General features: G+C 52.1%; 19 protein-coding genes. 13 read left to right on the top strand and 6 right to left on the bottom strand.

Translation table 11 applies throughout. The features are described 5' to 3' along the window. Nucleotides 1–372: 372 nt before the first annotated feature. Nucleotides 373–894 (top strand): O-acetyl-ADP-ribose deacetylase, encoded by a 522-nt coding sequence (locus tag AAGQ96_RS11255; RefSeq protein ID WP_147200608.1) that lies wholly within the window; start codon nt 373–375, stop codon nt 892–894. A 325-nt stretch (nt 895–1,219) separates the two neighbouring features. Here AAGQ96_RS11255 and pspF read toward each other — a convergent pair whose 3' ends face one another. Then, nucleotides 1,220–2,212 carry a phage shock protein operon transcriptional activator gene (gene pspF, locus AAGQ96_RS11250; protein ID WP_342753587.1) on the bottom strand — a complete coding sequence of 331 codons (993 nt, stop codon included), beginning with the start codon at nt 2,210–2,212 and terminating at the stop codon, nt 1,220–1,222. Between the two features lie 160 nt (nt 2,213–2,372). Here pspF and pspA point away from each other — a divergent pair, with 160 nt between their 5' ends. The 8 genes from pspA (at nt 2,373) to AAGQ96_RS11210 (ending at nt 9,012) form a co-directional block, all read left to right on the top strand. Next, nucleotides 2,373–3,038, top strand: coding sequence for a phage shock protein PspA (gene pspA, locus AAGQ96_RS11245; protein WP_147198117.1), 666 nt, complete (start codon nt 2,373–2,375; stop codon nt 3,036–3,038). Nucleotides 3,039–3,102: 64 nt separating this feature from the next. Then, entirely contained in the window at nt 3,103–3,327 is a 225-nt protein-coding gene (gene pspB / locus AAGQ96_RS11240; protein WP_147198115.1) for an envelope stress response membrane protein PspB, read from the top strand. Beyond that, complete coding sequence (gene pspC / locus AAGQ96_RS11235) at nt 3,327–3,680, top strand: envelope stress response membrane protein PspC (protein ID WP_147200607.1); 354 nt, start codon at nt 3,327–3,329, stop codon at nt 3,678–3,680. Before pspB ends, pspC begins: the two co-directional genes overlap by 1 nt. Before the next feature lie 46 nt (nt 3,681–3,726). Next, a complete protein-coding gene (gene pspD / locus AAGQ96_RS11230; protein ID WP_147198113.1) occupies nt 3,727–3,948 on the top strand; it encodes a phage shock protein PspD in 222 nt (73 codons plus the stop codon). Between the two features lie 86 nt (nt 3,949–4,034). Further along, entirely contained in the window at nt 4,035–5,432 is a 1,398-nt protein-coding gene (locus AAGQ96_RS11225; RefSeq protein ID WP_342753586.1) for a YcjX family protein, read from the top strand. After that, nucleotides 5,429–6,466 carry a YcjF family protein gene (locus AAGQ96_RS11220; protein WP_342753585.1) on the top strand — a complete coding sequence of 346 codons (1,038 nt, stop codon included), beginning with the start codon at nt 5,429–5,431 and terminating at the stop codon, nt 6,464–6,466. Before AAGQ96_RS11225 ends, AAGQ96_RS11220 begins: the two co-directional genes overlap by 4 nt. Before the next feature lie 93 nt (nt 6,467–6,559). Then, a complete protein-coding gene (gene tyrR / locus AAGQ96_RS11215) occupies nt 6,560–8,131 on the top strand; it encodes a transcriptional regulator TyrR (RefSeq protein WP_342753584.1) in 1,572 nt (523 codons plus the stop codon). Nucleotides 8,132–8,304: 173 nt separating this feature from the next. Then, nucleotides 8,305–9,012, top strand: a complete 708-nt coding sequence (locus AAGQ96_RS11210; RefSeq protein WP_342753583.1) for a LuxR family transcriptional regulator — start codon at nt 8,305–8,307, stop codon at nt 9,010–9,012. 70 nt (nt 9,013–9,082) lie between these two features. Here AAGQ96_RS11210 and tpx read toward each other — a convergent pair whose 3' ends face one another. Continuing rightward, complete coding sequence (gene tpx, locus AAGQ96_RS11205; protein WP_147198102.1) at nt 9,083–9,586, bottom strand: thiol peroxidase; 504 nt, start codon at nt 9,584–9,586, stop codon at nt 9,083–9,085. A 160-nt stretch (nt 9,587–9,746) separates the two neighbouring features. Here tpx and ycjG point away from each other — a divergent pair, with 160 nt between their 5' ends. After that, nucleotides 9,747–10,715 (top strand): L-Ala-D/L-Glu epimerase, encoded by a 969-nt coding sequence (gene ycjG, locus AAGQ96_RS11200; RefSeq protein ID WP_342753582.1) that lies wholly within the window; start codon nt 9,747–9,749, stop codon nt 10,713–10,715. Here ycjG and mpaA read toward each other — a convergent pair. Continuing rightward, nucleotides 10,680–11,417 carry a murein tripeptide amidase MpaA gene (gene mpaA / locus AAGQ96_RS11195; RefSeq protein WP_342753581.1) on the bottom strand — a complete coding sequence of 246 codons (738 nt, stop codon included), beginning with the start codon at nt 11,415–11,417 and terminating at the stop codon, nt 10,680–10,682. The genes ycjG and mpaA overlap by 36 nt on opposite strands. Nucleotides 11,418–11,579: 162 nt before the next feature. Here mpaA and AAGQ96_RS11190 point away from each other — a divergent pair, with 162 nt between their 5' ends. From AAGQ96_RS11190 to AAGQ96_RS11180, 3 genes are all read left to right on the top strand, one after another. Further along, complete coding sequence (locus tag AAGQ96_RS11190; RefSeq protein WP_342753580.1) at nt 11,580–13,202, top strand: peptide ABC transporter substrate-binding protein; 1,623 nt, start codon at nt 11,580–11,582, stop codon at nt 13,200–13,202. Nucleotides 13,203–13,369: 167 nt separating this feature from the next. Next, entirely contained in the window at nt 13,370–13,699 is a 330-nt protein-coding gene (locus AAGQ96_RS11185; protein ID WP_147198095.1) for a hypothetical protein, read from the top strand. A 166-nt stretch (nt 13,700–13,865) separates the two neighbouring features. After that, a complete protein-coding gene (locus tag AAGQ96_RS11180; RefSeq protein WP_147198093.1) occupies nt 13,866–14,729 on the top strand; it encodes a PRD domain-containing protein in 864 nt (287 codons plus the stop codon). Between the two features lie 116 nt (nt 14,730–14,845). Here AAGQ96_RS11180 and AAGQ96_RS11175 read toward each other — a convergent pair whose 3' ends face one another. The 3 genes from AAGQ96_RS11175 to bglF form a co-directional block, all read right to left on the bottom strand. Further along, nucleotides 14,846–16,222: a carbohydrate porin gene (locus tag AAGQ96_RS11175; RefSeq protein WP_342753579.1), complete on the bottom strand. Its 1,377-nt coding sequence runs from the start codon at nt 16,220–16,222 to the stop codon at nt 14,846–14,848. Between the two features lie 91 nt (nt 16,223–16,313). Further along, on the bottom strand, nt 16,314–17,705 hold the full coding sequence (ascB, locus tag AAGQ96_RS11170; protein WP_342753578.1) for a 6-phospho-beta-glucosidase: 1,392 nt from the start codon (nt 17,703–17,705) through the stop codon (nt 16,314–16,316). Between the two features lie 20 nt (nt 17,706–17,725). After that, on the bottom strand, nt 17,726–19,606 hold the full coding sequence (gene bglF / locus AAGQ96_RS11165; RefSeq protein ID WP_342753577.1) for a PTS beta-glucoside transporter subunit IIABC: 1,881 nt from the start codon (nt 19,604–19,606) through the stop codon (nt 17,726–17,728). Nucleotides 19,607–19,925 lie beyond the last annotated feature (319 nt).

The raw sequence follows: 19,925 nt of genomic DNA, 5'->3' as shown, positions 1-19,925 counted from the left end.
CGTTGACGACCTGAGGACAAAATAACCCTGTGCTTAATAAAGCCCGGGCGATGAAGAATACGCCTGGTCTTGCTATGGAAATGAGAAAGATTCTCAACAAAGTACTTTACAAATTTGGTTGAGAATGATTATTATTCACCTGCGCTTCGACGGTGGCTCTACCGCTGAAACGCACGACATTGCTCACATTGCTTCCAGTATTTTTAGCCCGCCTTGCGCGGGCTTTTTTTATGTCAGATCCCGACGTGGAGGCGATAGCTGTTCCGGCAGCTGATGCAGAAAACCGCAAAGCAGGCTGGCCGCAAACGCACAGCGAAAAGGGAATGCGGGGCGAGCCATCGACTATACTTAGCCTGTCGAATAGGAGCGCTTATGAATTGTAAAATCAATCTTTTGCAAGGCGATATTACTCAGATTCCCGTTGAAGCGATCGTCAATGCGGCGAACTCTTCTCTGCTCGGAGGCGGAGGCGTGGACGGCGCCATACATCGGGCTGGGGGTAAAACGATCCTCGCAGAGTGCCGTGAAATTATCAGTCGTCAGGGAAGTTGCAAAACGGGCGATGCCGTTATTACCCGCGCAGGCAATCTTCCAGCCAGTTATGTCATCCATACCGTAGGACCGGTATGGAACGGCGGGAAAAGCGGAGAACAGGCGCTGTTAAGAAACGCCTGGAATCGCTGTTTCGATCTCATCGCCCAGTACCAGATAAAATCCGTTTCTTTTCCTAATATCAGCACCGGAATTTATCGTTTTCCAAAAGCGTTAGCGGCGGAAATTGCGCTTGAGGTTATTTCAGCAAGGGCAAATGAGAATATTGATCATATTAATATCGTCTGCTTTGAACAGGAAAATTATGCGATTTACGCGTCGCTGCTAAAGGCACAATCCTGATTATAAGCGGCTGGCAGAGAAGCGTTTGAGAGGCAATATGGTGATAAACATGCGCCTTGCGGTCATGCAGACAGACGAGAAAAAGCCTGCATCCTGTGCAGGCTTCATCCCACTTGCGAGGTAGTAGGAGTACCTCGCCTGTTCAATATAAGGGTATTAAAAAGGCCCGCGTTACCGGGCAATAAATCTGACAAAAGGGAATCCATTTTACCAGCACACGCTTGCGGGTACTGATGAGTGCACCCTACAGGGTTATGGCGAAATTGATACCCCAGTCGCAATAAACCCATAAAATTGCGCATTTTTTGTCTGTTTAATGCGAGAGCTATGTTTCGCCATTGATCTCAACATTGTGCTTTTTCATCATCGCCCTGAGCTGATGGTAGGTCACGCCGAGTAGTTCAGCGGCGCGACGTTGATTAAACCGGGCCTGCTGCAAACTCTTTGCCAGCAGCGTCTTTTCCTGCTGATTCTGCCAGCGGCGTAAGTCCAGCGGCAGTGAAGGGGACGTTTCCGTCACGGCATCCGCAGGCGCAGCTTGCGGATGCCGAGGCTGGAACGGATTGATAATAATGGCATTAAGTTCTTCGTCTGGTTCGCTGTGTCGATAAACCGAACGTTCCACCACGTTTTTGAGTTCCCGCACGTTACCCGGCCAGCCGTAGTCCAACAGCATTTGTTGCGCTGCAGCGGAAAACCCAGGGAAATAAGCTAACCCAAGCTCACGGCACATCTGAATGGCAAAATGTTCAGCCATGACCAGGATATCGCTGCGACGTTCTCGCAACGGCGGTAGCTGTACCACGTCAAAGGCCAGCCGATCCAGCAGATCGGCACGAAACTGCCCCTGTTCCGCCAGCAGCGGCAAATCGGCATTGGTGGCGCAAACCAGCCGCACGCTGACCTGAAGCGGCTGGCTGCCGCCTACGCGTTCAAGGTGGCCATATTCAATCACTCTCAGCAGTTTTTCCTGCACCAGCATCGGGGCGGTAGCCAGCTCGTCCAGAAACAGCGTACCGCCATCGGCACGTTCGAATCGCCCGAGATGGCGTTTTTGCGCGCCGGTAAACGCGCCGGCTTCATGGCCGAACAGTTCTGAATCAAGCAGGTTTTCGTTCAGCGCCGCGCAGTTGAGTGAGATAAAAGGCCCCTGCCAGCGGTCGGAAAGATAATGCAAACGGCTGGCGATGAGCTCTTTACCGGTACCTCGCTCACCGATAACCAACACCGGTTTGTTCAGCGGCGCCAGGCGTGAAACCTGCTCCAGCACTTCCAGAAAGTTATTAGATTCGCCTAACAGCGTTTCCTGTTCGCTCATGAAATTCACCACATATTGGTTATTTACACCACCTTATCTGAATGACGACGAGGTGTAAACTCTGTCAATCCTGATAAATCAATAAGATAAAAACTGGCACGCTATTTGTATTACTTCTCACAGCGCACCGCGCATAAATAAATAATTGAGGAGTGTGATTATGGGTATTTTTTCTCGTTTTGCCGACATCGTGAATGCCAACATCAATTCACTGCTGGAGAAAGCGGAAGATCCGCAGAAACTTGTCCGCCTGATGATTCAGGAAATGGAAGATACGCTGGTTGAAGTCCGCTCCACGTCCGCCCGGGCGCTGGCTGAAAAGAAACAGCTGCTGCGTCGTATCGAACAGGCTGAATACCAGCAGGCGGAATGGCAGGAAAAAGCCGAACTGGCGCTGCGTAAAGATAAAGACGATCTGGCGCGTGCCGCGCTGATTGAGAAGCAGAAACTGACCGATCTGACCGTTTCTCTGAAAACCGAAGCGGAGCAGGTAGAAGAAACGCTGCTGCGGATGAAAGGTGAAATTGGTGAGCTGGAGAAAAAACTCAGCGAAACCCGTGCCCGTCAGCAGGCGTTGACGCTGCGCCACCAGGCTGCCTCCTCTTCACGTGATGTACGCCGCCAGCTGGACAGCGGTAAAATCGATGAAGCGATGGCGCGTTTTGAATCGTTTGAACGCCGGATCGATCATATGGAAGCCGAGGCGGAAAGCCACAGCTTTGGCAAGCAGAAAAACCTCGATCAGCAGTTCGCTGAGCTTCAGGCCGATGATGAAATTTCTGCTCAGCTGGCCGCGCTGAAAGCAAAAATGAACCGCAGCGAGTAACGTCTGTGTGGGGCATCCGCTGAAGATGCCCACTGACCTTTGCCTGAATTTTCAAGGAGAGTAAATGAGCGCATTATTTCTGGCTATACCGTTGACCATTTTCGTGCTTTTTGTCGCGCCAATCTGGCTGTGGCTGCACTACAGCCGTCAGAGCGGCAATACGGCACTGTCTAACAGCGAGCTACAGCGTCTGCAACAGTTAACTCAGGACGCCCGGCGCATGCGTGAACGCATTCAGGCGCTGGAGGAGATCCTTGATGCAGAACATCCGAACTGGAGGCAGTCATGATGGCTAACGGCAAAAAGCTTTACCGCATTCCCTCACGCGGTAAAGTGAAAGGCGTGTGTGCCGGCGTGGCTGAATACCTTGATATTCCGGTACGCCTGGTTCGGGTGATCGTGGTGCTGTCGATGATTTTTGGCTTGTTCATGGTGACCACCATCGTCTATTTCGTGCTGGCTTTTGTACTGGATGAAATGCCTGAAAGCGTTGCGCGCGAAGAAGAAAACAGGCCGACGGCGCATATGCTGTTAGAAAAGCTTGATGCTGAACTTAACGGCGGCGAAGCAAACCTGCGTGAAATAGAACGCTACGTCACCTCGGAAACTTTCAGCGTGCGGAGTCGTTTCCGTCAGCTGTAACCGCTCTGGCTGGCCGCGTCAGGCCGCCAGTTTTCTGGAGAGAAATATGCACAACTGGCAATCTGGTTTTCGTCGTAATGCCGCGCCCGCGCTAAAGGCGGCCGGAAAATTTGCGCTGATCGGCGCACTGAATTACGGCCCCGCAGGCCTGACCGGCTGGGCGGTGAAATCCGTCGCCCGTAAACCGCTTAAAATCGTGCTGGCCTGGGCGTTGGAACCGCTTATCCGTCGTGCGCTGCGCGGCGTCACTTCCCGCTGGAACCGCTAAGGCTCCTCAAGCGTTATTTTTAAATATTTGCTACGCCTGGCGTTTAAAAAGGGATAGCTCGCTCAAAAAAGGCATTGGTTACTCGGATGAAACGACTTCAAAATGAATTGCTGTCGCTAATGAACAGAGGTGCAGACCGCCATCTGCGCCTGGCGGTCACGGGACTTAGCCGCAGCGGCAAAACGGCTTTTATCACCTCGCTGGTCAGCCAGCTTCTGAACGTTAATGCCGGCGCGCGGCTACCGATGTTTTCTGCCGTGCGGGAAGAGCGCCTGCTGGGCGTGAAGCGCGTCCCGCAACGCGATATGGGCATTCAACGATTTACCTATGACGAAGGCTTATCGCAGCTGTATGGTTCGCCGCCTGACTGGCCAACGCCCACGCGGGGCGTCAGTGAGATGCGGCTGGCGCTGCGTTACCGCTCTCGCGAATCCCTGCTGCGCCATTTTAAAGAAACCGGCACGCTGTATCTGGAAATTGTCGATTATCCAGGTGAATGGCTGTTGGATCTGCCGATGCTGGCGCAGGATTATCTCAGCTGGTCACGGCAAATGACCGGGCTGCTTCAGGGCGATCGCGCCGACTGGTCGAAGACCTGGCAAAAACGCTGTGCCGATCTGGATCCGCTCGCACCGGCAGACGAAAACCGTCTGGCGGCCATTGCTGCAGCCTGGACCGATTATCTGCTGAAGTGTAAGCAGGAAGGGCTGCACTTTATCCAGCCGGGGCGTTTTGTGCTGCCTGGCGATATGGCAGGTGCGCCCGCTTTACAGTTTTTCCCCTGGCCACAGACTCGCGATGTTAACGAGTCGAGACTGGCGCAGGCGGATGCCAGTACCAACATCGGCATGTTACGTGCTCGTTACAACTATTATTGTCAGCATGTCGTTAAAGGCTTCTACAAAAATCATTTTTTGCGTTTCGATCGGCAAATCGTGCTGGTGGACTGTTTGCAGCCCCTTAACAGCGGGCCGCAGGCGTTTAATGATATGCGCCTCGCCCTGACACAACTGATGCAGAGTTTCTCTTACGGGCAGCGAACGCTGTTCCGTCGGCTGTTCTCGCCGGTTATCGACAAGCTCTTATTTGCCGCAACCAAAGCGGATCACGTTACCAGCGATCAGCACGCTAATCTGGTTTCGCTCCTGCAACAGCTGGTGCAGGATGCCTGGCAGAACGCCGCGTTCGAAGGCATTACGATGGACTGCGTTGGGCTGGCTTCGGTACAGGCGACGCAAAGTGGCTTAGTGGATCACAACGGTGAAAAAATTCCTGCGTTACGCGGTCACCGGCTAACGGATAATGCGCCGCTAACCGTTTATCCCGGCGAAGTGCCGCCGCGACTGCCGGGTAACGCGTTCTGGCAGCAGCAGGGATTTCATTTTGAGCAGTTCAGGCCACAGGAACAGGATGCCGATCGTCCTTTACCGCACATTCGTCTGGATGCGGCGCTGGAATTTTTGCTGGGAGATAAATTGCGATGAACAGCCCGATTAAACCACGGATTGATTTTGCTCAGCCGCTGGAAACAGAGAAAACCGACACGCTGAAAGCGGCGCATTTTTTTGCCCAACAGGATGAGCGATTTGTTGCAGTAGACCCCGAACGACCTGCTGAAGAGGAAGGCGCGGGCGAAAAAGCCGTTGAGGCCGCGCTCAGGCCCAAACGCAGCCTGTGGCGAAGAATGGTCAAGGCCGGGCTGGCGGTATTTGGCGCAAGCATTGTTGCGCAGGGCGTACAGTGGGCGCATAACGCCTGGGTGCAGCAAGACTGGATTGCGATGGGCGGCTGCGTGGCGGGGGGGCTCGTTGTTTGTGCCGGTGCCGGTTCGCTAATTGCCGAATGGCGGCGACTTTACCGGCTGCGTAAAAGAGCAGAAGAACGCGACGTGGCCCGTGATTTGTTACACAGCCATGGCGTGGGAAAAGGGCGCGAGTTTTGCGAAAAGCTGGCGCGTCAGGCGGGGTTGGATCAGGGGCATCCGGCTTTACAGCGCTGGCAGGCATCGCTTCATGAAACGCACAACGATCGGGAAATCGTCGCGCTTTACGCCCAGCTGGTACAGCCGGTGCTGGATCTTCAGGCTCGTCGTGAAATCGGTCGCAGCGCGGCAGAATCAACCCTGATGATTGCCGTCAGCCCGCTGGCGCTGGTGGATATGGCGTTTATCGCCTGGCGTAATCTGCGGCTGGTCAACCGTATCGCCGTGATCTATGGCATTGAGCTGGGCTACTTCAGCCGCCTTCGTTTATTCCGTCTGGTGCTGTTAAATATGGCTTTTGCCGGTGCTTCTGAACTGGTGCGTGAAGTGGGGATGGACTGGATGTCGCAGGATCTGGCCGCCCGATTTTCTGCGCGAGCGGCTCAGGGCATTGGCGCGGGGTTATTGACCGCACGCCTGGGCGTAAAAACCATGGAGCTGTGTCGACCGCTGCCGTGGCTGGAAGATGATAAGCCTCGTCTTGGCGATTTTCGGCGTGATTTGGTTACCCAGCTGAAAGAAACGATGCAGAAGTAGCCGACTGTCAACTTTTCATTCCAGAATGCTTCTGACGCCTGCACCAATGGAGTATTATTCGTTATCGCCCGAACAATAAGAAGGTTGCTCTACATGCGTCTGGAAGTATTTTGCCACGACCGCCTTGGTCTGACCCGTGAACTGCTTGATTTACTGGTAGAAAGAAACATTGATTTGCGGGGAATCGAGATCGCACCGATTGGGCGTATTTACCTCAATTTCACGCCCGTTTCGTTTGATCAATTCAGCCAGCTGATGGCAGAAATTCGCCGTATTCCCAGCGTGACGGACGTGCGCACCATTGCATTTTTACCTTCCGAGCGGGAGCATCGTGCCCTCAGCGCGCTGCTAATCGCCTTGCCTGAGCCGGTTTTCTCCATTGATTTGAAAAGCAAAGTGGAGCTGGCAAACCCTGCGGCGCAGGCGCTGTTTTCACTTAACGAAGACAAAATGCGCAATTTTGGTGCCGGTGCGCTGATTGCTGGTTTTAATTTTCAGCGCTGGCTGGAAAGCGAGCGCATTGAGCCTCAGGCCCACCATGTTGTGATTCAGGGACGCGATTTCCTGATGGAAATTACCCCGATTTTCGCGCCGGGAGAAAATGAGCAGCCGGGTAACCCGGTAGGCGCTGTGGTGATGCTGAAATCAACGGCCAGAATGGGACAGCAGCTGCAAAACCTGGCGGTAAATGACGACAGCGAGTTTCAGCACATTGTTGCGGTTACCCCTAAAATGCGTCAGGTGGTGGATCAGGCGCGCAAGCTGGCGATGCTGGATGCGCCATTGCTGATTGTCGGTGATACCGGTACGGGCAAAGATATGCTCGCGCGTGCCTGTCATTTACGCAGTGCGCGCGGTAAGAAACCGTTCCTGGCGCTGAACTGTGCTTCCCTGCCGGATGACGTTGCTGAAAGCGAACTGTTCGGTCATGCCGCAGGCGCCTACCCGAACGCGCTGGAAGGCAAAAAAGGCTTTTTTGAACAGGCGAACGGCGGTTCGGTTCTGCTGGATGAAATTGGCGAAATGACGCCACGTATGCAAACCAAGCTGCTACGTTTCCTTAACGACGGTACCTTCCGGCGGGTGGGCGAAGAACATGAGGTCAAAGTTGATGTGCGCGTAATCTGCGCCACACAAAAAAATCTTACCGAGATGGTGCATCGCGGCGAGTTTCGCGAAGATCTTTTTTACCGCCTTAACGTGCTTACGCTCAATCTGCCGCCGCTGCGCGAACGTCCCCAGGATATCCTGCCGTTAACGGAAATGTTTGTCGCTCGCTTTGCCGACGAGCAGGGCGTTGCCCGACCGAAACTCTCCGCGCAGCTCAATGCGTTTCTCAGCCGCTACACCTGGCCGGGCAACGTTCGTCAGTTAAAAAATGCGCTTTACCGCGCGTTGACTCAGCTGGAAGGCTATGAACTGCGTCCACAGGATATCGTGCTACCGGAATTTGCTACGGATATGCCGCTGGGCGAAGAGGCGATGGAAGGATCGCTGGATGACATCACCAGCCGTTTTGAACGGTCAGTGCTGACCCGACTGTATCTCTCTTATCCCAGCACGCGCAAGCTGGCTAAACGGCTGGGCGTTTCCCACACCGCGATTGCGAATAAGCTGCGTGAATATGGTCTGAGCCAGAAGAAAGGCGAGGGTGAAGGGAAATAGCGCGGGAAAATTTTTTTCTGAAACCGTGTAAAAAGCATCGTCATGCCAGCCGGCAATAATATATCGATTAACGACACAGCCCCGGCCGCAAGGCCTGGGCTTTGATTCAGGCGTACGACAGTCAATATTGGGTTGCAGGTAAATTCAGGGAATTATCGGGAGAAGCTTCGTTAATGGATATTCAGAAAGTAATTGAAGATAATTTAGCTTCAGCATTAGGTAAGCTGGGAGAATTCACATGGGCATATGTTGTGCTGTCAAAAAACAAAATGTCTGTGCAGTTTTTTGCAACCAATTATCCAGAAGAGTGGGTGAAAACCTATCAGGAACAAAGTTTGCACTTTACCGATCCTGTTGTTATTAACGCGCTTAACCGGTTGACGCCATTCCTGTGGGATGAAAAAACAGAAACGGATAATAAATTTTGCTCGCCGGGCATATTCGATAAAGCAAAAAATCATAATGTGAAAAATGGCTATACGTTTGTTTTGCATGATTATAAAAACAACATGGCAACACTCTCTTTTGTTATCGATCCTGAACGGAGAAACGAAATCGAGGATTTTCTTTTCAAGCATCGGGGCGATATTAACATTCTGCTTACCACCGTACATGAACGGTATCTGGCGCTGATGATGCTTTCTGAAAATAACGAATTGCATTCAGTTAATAAAAACCTTTTCACCGATCGCGAAAACGAAATCCTTTACTGGGCAAGCGTAGGTAAAACCTATCTTGAAACGGGAATTATTTTAGGAATTAAAACGACAACGGTTAAATTCCATATGGCAAATATTGTCAAAAAACTGGGTGTAACCAATGCCCGCCATGCGGTGCGTCTTGGTGTTGGCCTTGATTTAGTTAAACCGGTGACTCACTAATTTAAATTTGCGTATTGTTTCTGTTAATCAAATTTTTTTAAAAAGCCAGTCATCGACTGGCCTTAGTGCTTTACTTTAGTGCAGCAAGCGCGGCGTCATAATCCGGCTCGGTGGCGATCTCTTCAACCAGCTGACTGTATAAGACACGATCCTGTTCATCGAGGATCACTACCGCACGTGCAGCCAGCCCTTCAAGCGGGCCATCGCTGATCGCCACACCGTAGTCCTCTTTAAATTGCGCACCACGCAGTGTTGAAAGCGTCACGACGTTGTTCAACCCATCGGCACCACAAAAACGCGACAGGGCAAACGGCAAATCGGAGGAGATGCACAGCACAACCGCATTATCCATTTCGCCCGCAAGCTGATTAAATTTACGTACCGAGGCGGCACAAACGCCAGTATCAATACTGGGAAAAATATTCAGCACCTTACGCTTGCCCGCAAAATGGGAAAGAGGAACGTCGGAAAAGTCTTTTGCGACCAGCGTAAACGGCTTCGCAGCCTGACCCGGAGTGGGGATTTGACCGGCGACAGGCACCGGATTACCCTGAAAAAGTACTGTCTGAGACATAATCTTTCCTTATATGCACGGTAAACATTGTTCTGAGTGTAAGCCATACAGGCTAACTCACCCAGAAAAAACCTGCCCTGAGCTTGTTCATTACGCAAATGCGGCCACAATGGCTAAGGTATTGTGGTAGCAATTCTTTCTCTTCTTTAAGGATCCGTTGATGAGAGCAGTGAAGGTATATCCGGAAACATGGCCGTTGCATACGCCGTTTGCTATTGCGCGTGGCGCGCGCAGTGAAGCGGGCGTTGTGGTAGTAGAAGTGGAAGAGGAAGGGATCAAAGGCATTGGAGAATGTACGCCCTATCCACGCTATGGTGAGACCGAAGCATCGGTGCTGGCGCAAATCGCCTTACTGATTAATGCGCTGGAGCAGGGGCTGACGCGTGAACAGCTTCAGTCGCTGCTGCCCGCAGGAAGCGCTCGTAATGCTATCGACTCAGCGCTGTGGGATCTTCAGGCCCGTAAACTAAATAGCGACCTGTGGCGACTGACCGGTGCCACACCGCCAGCGATTATCGAGATGGCACAAACCGTTAGTATTGAAATGCCGGAAGTGATGGCCAGCAGCGCGCTGGCATTGTGGCAAAACGGCGCACGATTACTGAAGATCAAACTCGATAATTCGCTGATCACCGAGCGGCTGGTGGCGATACGAACAGCAGTACCGCAAGCTACGCTGATTGTGGATGCAAATGAGTCCTGGCACAGTGAAGGGCTGGCGGCGAGATGCCAGCTGCTGGCCGATCTAAACGTGGTGATGCTTGAACAGCCGCTTCCCGCCGCAGACGATGCCATGCTGGAAAACTTTATCCATCCCTTACCCATTTGTGCTGATGAGAGCTGCCACACGCGAGCCGATCTGCCCGCGCTAAAAGGGCGTTATGAGATGGTGAATATCAAGCTGGATAAAACGGGCGGCCTGACCGAAGCGCTGGCGCTGGTGCAGGCGGCAAAAGCCGCCGGTTTTGAGGTGATGCTCGGCTGTATGCTATGTACATCCCGTGCAATCAGCGCTGCGCTTCCGTTAGTAAACTCGGCTCGCTTCGTGGATTTAGACGGCCCAACGTGGCTCGCGGCGGATGTTGACCCCGCTTTACCCTTTAGCTGCGGCAGAATAACCCTCTCCTGAGGGCTTGCTCAGTAAATCTACCATTGCCATAAGGTACTTTTCACTGGCCTCGTCTGTAGAAACCGGCGGCAGTTCAACGGTAATCACCGGCAGGCTCAGATCGGCACACCAGCTGCCAAAGGAGCCTGGCGTGGCATAGCCTACGGTTGTCACCAGCGGCAGCGACATATTCTCTGCCAGCCATTCGCCCAGTTTGCTGCTGTGCGGATCTTCAACACAGGCCAGCGGTTCATGAAAGGAGACCACCCAGGCCGGTTTAAGCTGATAAATCAGGCTGCAAAGGGCTTGGGTTTCCGGCTCAGAACCTGCGCGGTCGCCGGTTGAGAGCCGCACATCGCGTTCTTCTGCCGCACTGTTCCAGCGATAAATCGTCTCGCCAGACTGCCAGTTCGCTGCCGGAAAGTTACGATTCAAATCGACGCCATGGGCGTTAGCCCGTAAACCCAGCTGGCAGCCATCAGGATTAACGGCCAGCACCACATGATGTCGACGGTGTTCCTGCTGCAAAGTTCGTAAAGCACAGGAAAGCGTGACGACTGCGGCGGCCTCATCGCCATGCGTGCCAGCCAGGATCAGCCCGCTGTCGCTATCTGCCAGGGGGGCTGGGAACCAAAGCAGCGGTGCGCCCAGCACGCTGTGCCCGTAAATCTTACATTCGATCTCCAGCTTTCCCCGCGCGCTACGTGGATGGATCCGCGACATAACTTAACTCCCGAAAAGTTTTGCTAACGCTAGCTTAAATTTCAGCAGAAAAAAAGCGCAGTTCGATCCGTTGCGCAAAGCAATGGAAAAAGAGTGTCTGGCGATCAACGATTTGCGTTAAAGTGCGACTGTTAGCTCTTAAGCATTTAGCGAGGTTTCCTGATGCACAATTCTTTTCAATTATCTCTGGCATTACTGGCGATGGCGGCCAGTGGCGCACTTTATGCCGCTGAAGTGCCGCCGGGCGCTGACCTGGCTGCCGTACAACAAATTGTTCGGCATATCAAAGATGAACCCGCTTCGCTCGATCCGGCGAAAGCTGTCGGGTTACCTGAAATTCAGGTTATTCGTGATTTGTTTGAAGGGCTGACTAACCAGGACGCTAAAGGAAATAGTGTGCCGGGCGTGGCGACGCAATGGCAGACGACGGATAACCAGACATGGATCTTCACTCTGCGTAAAGATGCACGCTGGTCAGACGGCGAACCGGTTACGGCGAACGATTTTGTTTACAGCTGGCGACGGCTGGTCGATCCGAAAGTTGGTTCCACTTTTGCCTGGTTTGCTGAATTAGCCGGTATGCAAAACGCCGCCGCGATTACCAAAGGCGAGATGTCACCCGATAAACTTGGCGTGGTGGCGCTGGACGATCGCCGGCTGAAAGTCATGCTGGATAAACCCGTACCGTATTTCCTCGGCCTGACGTCCAATTTCAGTCTGTACCCCGTTTCGGCAAAGGCGATTGAAAAATCCGGCCAGGCCTGGACACAGCCGGGCAATATGGTAGGGAATGGCGCTTATAAATTGCAGGAGCGCGTTGTTAACGAAAAACTGGTGCTGGTGCGTAACGAACATTATTGGGACAACGCTCACAGCGTGTTAAATAAAGTCACCTTTGTGCCAATCAATGAAGAATCGAGCGCCACCAAACGTTATCGGGCTAACGATATTGATATCACCGAATCATTTCCCAAAAATATGTATGCGCTGCTGAAAAAACAGATCCCGGGTGAGGTCTACACGCCAGATCAGCTGGGCACCTATTATTACGCGTTCAATACCGTAAAAGGTCCAACTGCTGACGTGCGGGTGCGTAAGGCGCTTTCATGGAGCATCGACAGAAAGATCGTTGCTGAAAAGGTGTTAGGCACCGGTGAAAAACCGGCCTGGCACTTTACGCCAGATGTCACGGCCGGTTTCAGGCCACAGCCCGGCTTCCTGGAGCAGCATTCACAACAAGAGCTGAACGCCCAGGCTAAAATGCTGCTGGCGGCGGCAGGCTATGGGCCTGATCATCCGCTGGATCTGATATTGCTCTACAACAGCTCTGAAAATAATCAAAAAATCGCCATTGCAGTAGCCTCAATGTGGAAAAAGAACCTTGGGGTCAACGTGAAGCTGCAAAATCAGGAATGGAAAACCTACATTGACAGCCGCAACAGTGGCAATTTTGATGTGATCCGTGCTTCCTGGGTCGGTGATTATAACGAACCCTCCACCTTTCTCAGCCTGCTAACTGCCAGCCATAGCGGGAATATCGCTAAATTCAACAGTGCGGAGTACGACGCGCTGTTGGCGAAGGCCAGCCGTGAAACTAACAGCGATTCCCGTAATGAGGACTATAACCGCGCCGAAAAAATTATTGCTGACCAGGTGCCAATTGCACCGTTATATCAGTACACCAATGGACGGTTGATCAAGCCATGGGTGAAGGGATATCCGATTACCAACCCGGAAGATATGGCCTACAGCCGAACGATGTACATTCTTAAGCATAATCAGTGAGTCATCTCCGGTTGTGGGCAAGATTTTAACCCGGGCGGGGATGGCGCGCCGATCGGTTATTGATTAATTAACGTGCGCTTTATACGCCTTTGTAACGCATCGTTATTAATAAAATGCCTGATAATAGCGTTTCCTATAAGGTTTTCATTCTTTCGGTCAGGTGTTTTATGGTTAAAGTGTGTGCTCTGCTTTGTCTTTCACTGCTGCTCACGGGTTGTGCATTAAAACGTTATCCTGCTTCACCGCCGGTTAGCGCGGTGCAAAAAACCACGCTGGATTGCCCGGCCGTAGAGAAGGCGATCGCCAGCCAGCAGGAGATCCAGGCGCAGATTGACAAAACAGGAAAATTTGATGGCCTGACGGTTCTTGGCTTTATTGGCGATTTCGGCATTGGCAACGGTGTGGCGAAAGGACTGGCGCAAAAACATGCGAATGAACGGATGAGTGAGCTGAAAAAGCTGGAAGCAGCAAAATGCCCGGCAACGCTACATAGCTGATTAGACAGTAATTTTCGAAGCATATCACAGTTCCATTTCTGGAGGCTTGAGCTCTCATGAGATTGGATTAAGGTAGCAGCTGGATTGTTACTGCTTCGCTGCAGGCAAAACCTGACAGCCGGATAAACGTCCGGCGTCAGGTTTTTTTTTCATTGCAGGCCGGGATATGAAAATAATCAAGATACTGAATAATAACGTTGCAATAGTGCATGACGCACAGGGAAAGGAACAGGTTGTTATGGGGCGCGGGCTGGCTTTTCATAAAAGTGCGGGCGAGGAAATTAACCCACTGTGCGTGGAGAAAACATTTGCGCTGCAAAGTTCTGAATTGATCGGCCGACTGGGTGAACTGCTGCTGGAAATCCCCATCGAAGTCGTCACCACCAGCGAGTGTATCATCGCGCTTGCCCGTAAAGAGTTTGCAGGCAATCTCCACGAAAGCCTGGCGATAGGCCTGACCGATCATATTAATTTTGCCGTGCAGCGCCAGCGGGAAAACCTCCCTCTGCGTAATGTGCTGCGCTGGGAGATCCGTTCCCTCTATCCTCGTGAATATGCGATTGGGCTGGCAGCGCTGGAGATTATTTTTCAGCGCTTAGACGTAAGGCTTGAAGAAGATGAAGCGGGGTTTATCGCGCTGCATCTGATCAATGCTCAGCTGCACAGCGAGATGCCGGAGGTGATGTATATCACCCGCTTTATGCAGCAAATCCTCGATATCGTAAAATACCAGCTACAAATCACCTATCAGCCGGACTCTCTCAGCTATAACCGTTTTGTTACGCATCTGAAATTTTTTGCTCAGCGAATATTGGGTAAGCAGGGAGTGGTCAGTGACGATGTGTCACTCCATGACGTGGTACGCAGCCGCTACCCGCAAGCCTACCGATGCGTGGAGAAAATCGACCGGCATGTGATTAAAACTTATGACTACGCGCTTGGCACGGAAGAACGCATGTTCCTCACCATCCATATTGAACGTGTGCGTAAAGAAACACTGGCGCTCGAAGAAAGCGAAGATGAGGCCTAATGCCCCTCGTCACACCACGTCTGCGGGCGATGGGTGGCAACCTGCAATGTGTGGGACGCACACGTTCATGCTGCAAAGTGCAGCGGTATCCATCGACATGCCGCTGCGAATAGCCTTCAGAATTTCACCACCGTTTTGAGGCCTGTCACCCAGGCATCCTGCGTTTCTTTAAATCCACCAGGGCGATGCCAGTATTGAATACCGGGCTGAAGTTGCAGCCAGCTTGTCGCCTGTACACGGTAATACAGCTCTGCATTCAATGCGTGCCCCGGCAGAGGCAGATAACGTGGGTCACTGTAATCACTTACACCCTGTAGCTGATTACGATATTGCCTGTCGCGACGGTAATCGTCGCTTATTTCAATCCAGCTGGCGCCAAAACCAATCCAGTCATCGGGTCTGGCATCCATCAGCCCGTGGTAACGCAGTGAGGCCGCGACATTCAGACGCAGGTAGTTTGAGCGCTTGTCGCTTACCCCAATGCTCCAGGAGGTACTCAGTCCACGTGACGCATCATCACCATGGCGGGTCAACTGCTGGTTAAGCCCGCCGTAAAAAAACCAGGTGCGGTTATGGTTTCGATAGCCCAGCGGATCGTCCGCGCCGGTGCTGCCAGACTTACCCCTATAAAGATCCTGCTGTCCGGCATTGGTAAATAACAGGCCGAGGTTATAAGCGCCGGGTAAGGCATTTACATGGGTTTTTAATTCCAGTTCAACCGGAACCAGAAGCCCCTTGCTGCCTCTGGTTGACCCGCTCCAGGCCTGGCTGCGTTCCTGCTTGTGCGGATTTTGCTCCATCAATCCCGCTTTTAAGGTGAGTTCATCGTTAAGCTTATATTGCAGAGTCGTTCCCCAATAGTGCACGTTCCAGTTATACCAGGTTAAAGCGTAGGCAGATTTGCCACCGCACTGGGACAGCAGCTGAAAATCACAGGGGATAATTTGATCAAAATCCTGCACCTTGTTCATCATGCCGATTCGCCAGTGAAGACGCTGATGATTAAACGTGCGCGCAAATGTCAGCCAGCCAAGACGGGTTACAGAACCGCGACCTGAACTTTCCTGAGAAATGTCACTGATATTGGCACGAGGATCCTGCAATCGTCGGGTAGTCAGGCTGTCGTCATGATTACGGTTAACAATATTTCCTTCAATTTTTGCATCAGGAATACCGGTCAACGCGGCAAGATCCTGCTGGAATGTCAGTGAAAATTGATCGATATAAGCCGCATGAGGCTCATGGTTATATCCTCCTGCGGCATTATAAGAAACCTGACTTAAATAGCCGAGGTTATAATGAAAGCCGTTTTCTTCCAGGATGGGTTTTATCCCAGCCATATCACCCAATAATCCTGTTTGCGGCGGCATAAAGCCCAACGCAACGCCTTGCCATTGTTCATCAGCAACAGCACTGCCAGCGGTAAAAAGATTGATTAACAACGTCCAGGCAATAAGATTGCTGGAGTAAGCCGTTAGCGAGGTCCTTTTCATTGATTATTCCTTATCTCATCCGCTAAATAGAAACAGATCCGATAAAATAGTTTCCATTAAGGTCACGGCAGATGATTCTGCCGTGAAAACACTATTTCAGTGACTCGCCCTGGCTTTTAATGACTTCCTGATACCAGTAAAAGCTTTTTTTTCTTTTACGTTCGAGCGTACCGTTACCGTCGTCATCACGATCGACATAAATAAATCCGTAACGTTTAGACAGCTGGGCTTTTGAGGCGCTAACCAGGTCTATGGGGGCCCAGCTGGTATATCCCCAAACCTCCACGCCATCCTCAATAGCTTCGCGGACCTGGACCAGGTGGTCATTAAGATAGGCGATGCGGTAATGATCGTTAATGCTGCCGCAGGCTTCCTGTTTATCAAGCGCGCCAAGGCCGTTTTCGACGATAAACAGCGGTTTTTCGTAGCGGTCATAAAGGGTGTTCATCAGCAGGCGCAAGCCCTGCGGGTCAATCTGCCAGCCCCATTCAGAGGCGGGCAGATGCGGGTTTGGCACCATATCCAGAATATTACCGCGCAGCCGATCCTGATTTTCTTTAGCGGTGGCGCAGCCCGTCATGTAGTAGCTGAAGGAGATATAATCGACCGGTTCCCGGAGATCGATTTTATCTTCAGCATCGATCGCAAGCGTGATGCCCTGTTCTTTAAAAAAGCGTTTCATGTAAGCGGGATAGTAGCCGCGTACCTGCACGTCGCCAAAAAACAGCCACTCACGATTTTTTTGCAGCGTTTCCAGCATGTCAGCCGGACGACAGCTGAGCGGATAAAGCAGGCCGCCCAACAGCATATTGCCAATTTTCCCATTGGGGACAATTTCATGACAGGCCTTGACCGCTCGCGCGCTGGCGACCAGCTGATGATGGATAGCCTGATAGACAGCCTGTTTGTCACTCTCTTCGGGTAGACCCACGCCGGTAAAAGGGGCATGCAATGACATGTTGATTTCATTAAAGGTCAGCCAGTATTTAACCCGGTCTTTGTAGCGCTGGAATACCGTTCGGGCATAGTGCTCAAAAAAGCCAATGGTTTTGCGGTTGCCCCAGCCACCATAATTTTTAATCAGTCCGTAAGGCATTTCATAGTGCGAAAGGGTCACCATCGGGGCAATATTGTATTTTGCCATTTCGGCAAACAGACGATCGTAAAATGCCAGGCCCGCTTCGTTTGGCTGGCTTTCGTCGCCCTGCGGGAAAATACGCGTCCAGGCGATGGAAATACGCAGCACGGTGAACCCCATTTCCGCAAATAGCTTAATATCCTGCGGATAGCGATGATAAAAATCGATGGCAACATCTTTAATACTGAAATCACCCGGCTTGCGCTCAACGCGCTTGCCAAAAATACCTTCGGGTTGTAAATCGGAGGTCGACAGGCCTTTTCCTTCTTCCTGCCAGGCACCTTCAACCTGATTGGCGGCTATCGCACCGCCCCATAGAAACGTGTCCGGAAAACGCGTGGTCATCTGCAACTCCTTGTTAGCGGTTAAACGATCAGGCTTAGTAAGGGCATATTTTCTGCGGTTTCTTGCTGCGAATTAACGGGAAGCACGTCCAGATAATCATCACTGTTAGTAATAACGATCGGCGTGGTCAGTTCATAACCGGCCTGATGAAGGGCGGCGATATCAAATTCAATCAACAGATCGCCGCAGCATACCGGTTGATCCTGTTTGACGTGGACAGTGAAGTGTTTGCCATCGAGCTTAACGGTATCCAATCCTACGTGGATTAAAAGTTCTACGCCCTCATGGCTAAGTAAGCCAATAGCGTGGCCGGTGCGGAAAAGTGACGCCACGCTCCCGTTAACCGGCGACAAGACCCGCCCCTTGCTGGGGACGATGCCGACGCCTTTGCCTAACAGCCCGCTGGCAAAGGTTTCATCCGGCACTTCGCTCAAAGGCACCACTTTGCCGGCTATCGGACTGCTGATTGATAAGGTGCGGAGGAGGGCATCTGTTGGCATACCCCGTGGCGTGGCGAGTGAAGGGGAACCCGCCTGCGGTGCTGTTTTGCTTAGCCCAAAGAAGCAAGTGCTGAGAGCCGCAAAAACCAGCGCCAGCGTCGAGCCAGCAATAAGTGCGTAAACAGTTGCATCAATGCCCGCTTTGGGGACGCTCTGGAAAACGCTAAAAATACTGGCAAGGCCGAATGAAAAGACTTTTGTCTGGTAAAAGCCAATGAGGGCAGCGCCCAGCGCGCCGCCGATACAGCCAAAAATAAATGGGCGACGGTTTGGCAACGTTACGCCGTAAACGGCCGGTTCGGTGACGCCGAAAAGGCTGGCGCTAAATGCTGACGCCGCGATGCCTTTCAATTTTGCATCACGCGTACGCAGCATCACTCCTAATGTCGCACCCGCCTGGCCCATTACTGCCGCAAGTAGCAGAGGCAGCATAGTATCCTGGCCATGAATACTGAGATTGTTGATCATTAGCGGCACCAAACCCCAATGCAGCCCGAAAATCACCAATACCTGCCAGAAACCGCCGAGAAACAGTCCCGCCACCAGCGGGCTCAGACCGTAAATCAACACGTAGCCGTTGGCCAGCAGGCGGCTAAGCCAGGTGGCAAGTGGACCAATCAGCAGAAAGCTCAGTGGGATAACCACTATCAGGCAGATTAACGGCGTGGCAAAGTTTCTTATCGCGCCTGGCATGCGTGGGTTAATGGTCCGCTCGATCAGGCAGGAAGTCCAGGCGGCAAAAATAATGGGAATTACGGAAGACGCGTAATTCAGCAACACCACCGGCACGCCAAAAAAACGCATCGGTGCCAGGCCTGTCTGTTCCTGAACAAAGGCTTCCAGCATGACTGGATGAATCAGGGCGGCACCGATCGCCATGCAAATAAAGGGATCGCCGCCAAACTTTTTGCCGGCACAGTACCCCAGCACGACCGGGAAGAAATAGAACAGCGCATCGCTGGCGACGAACAAAATTTTGTATCCGCCGCTCTGCTCGGTTAACAGACCGGTCGCCAGCGCCAGTGCCAGCAACCCTTTTAAAACACCGGAAGCGGCCATAACGCCAAGAAAAGGGGTAAAAATCCCGGAAACGATATCAATAAAACGGGCAAACAGCGTTTGTTTTTCCTGTGTTTCCGTCGTGGAGTCGCCTTCGCTTACGCCTTCGTTTAATAACGCCTGCCAGACCTCGCTAACGTGATTGCCGATGACGACCTGATACTGACCGCCGCTCTCGACAACGGTAATAATGCCGGGGTTCTGCTTCAGATGTTGAGTGTCTGCTTTTGCCGCTGTTTTTAGTTTGAAGCGCAGACGTGTGGCGCAATGAACCAGAGACTGAACGTTTTCCCTGCCGCCCACGCCTCGTAAAATCTGTTGGGCCAGCTGCTGATATTCCATAATGAGGCTCCTGAAACGGATGTCGCGGTATATTGCTGAATTAAAAGCAAAAAAAAACCTAAACCGCTTATCAGTGCCGGTATGGCACACTAAGCGGTTTAGGTTTTGCCTGATTGAACAGTCACAATCCTGTTTAGCTGACGGGATATTTCCCTGGCTGCGCGAAAATAACAAGTAATGGATAACGGTACGTGCCCGATCCGTGAACCCGATCGGATTTTATGTCCCGGTTGCGCTTTTTTTCAACATTCGCAAGTGAGAAGGGTGTTTTGCATCAGCAGTCGGTCAGGCTAGACTGTATCTCATTGAAATAAAGAAA

Origin of the sequence: Pantoea sp. MBD-2R, assembly GCF_039134845.1 — a bacterium.
Classification (GTDB): Bacteria; Pseudomonadota; Gammaproteobacteria; order Enterobacterales; family Enterobacteriaceae; genus Erwinia.
Note: the sequence above shows the minus strand (reverse complement) of the source record. Positions and strands in the feature narration are given on the sequence as shown.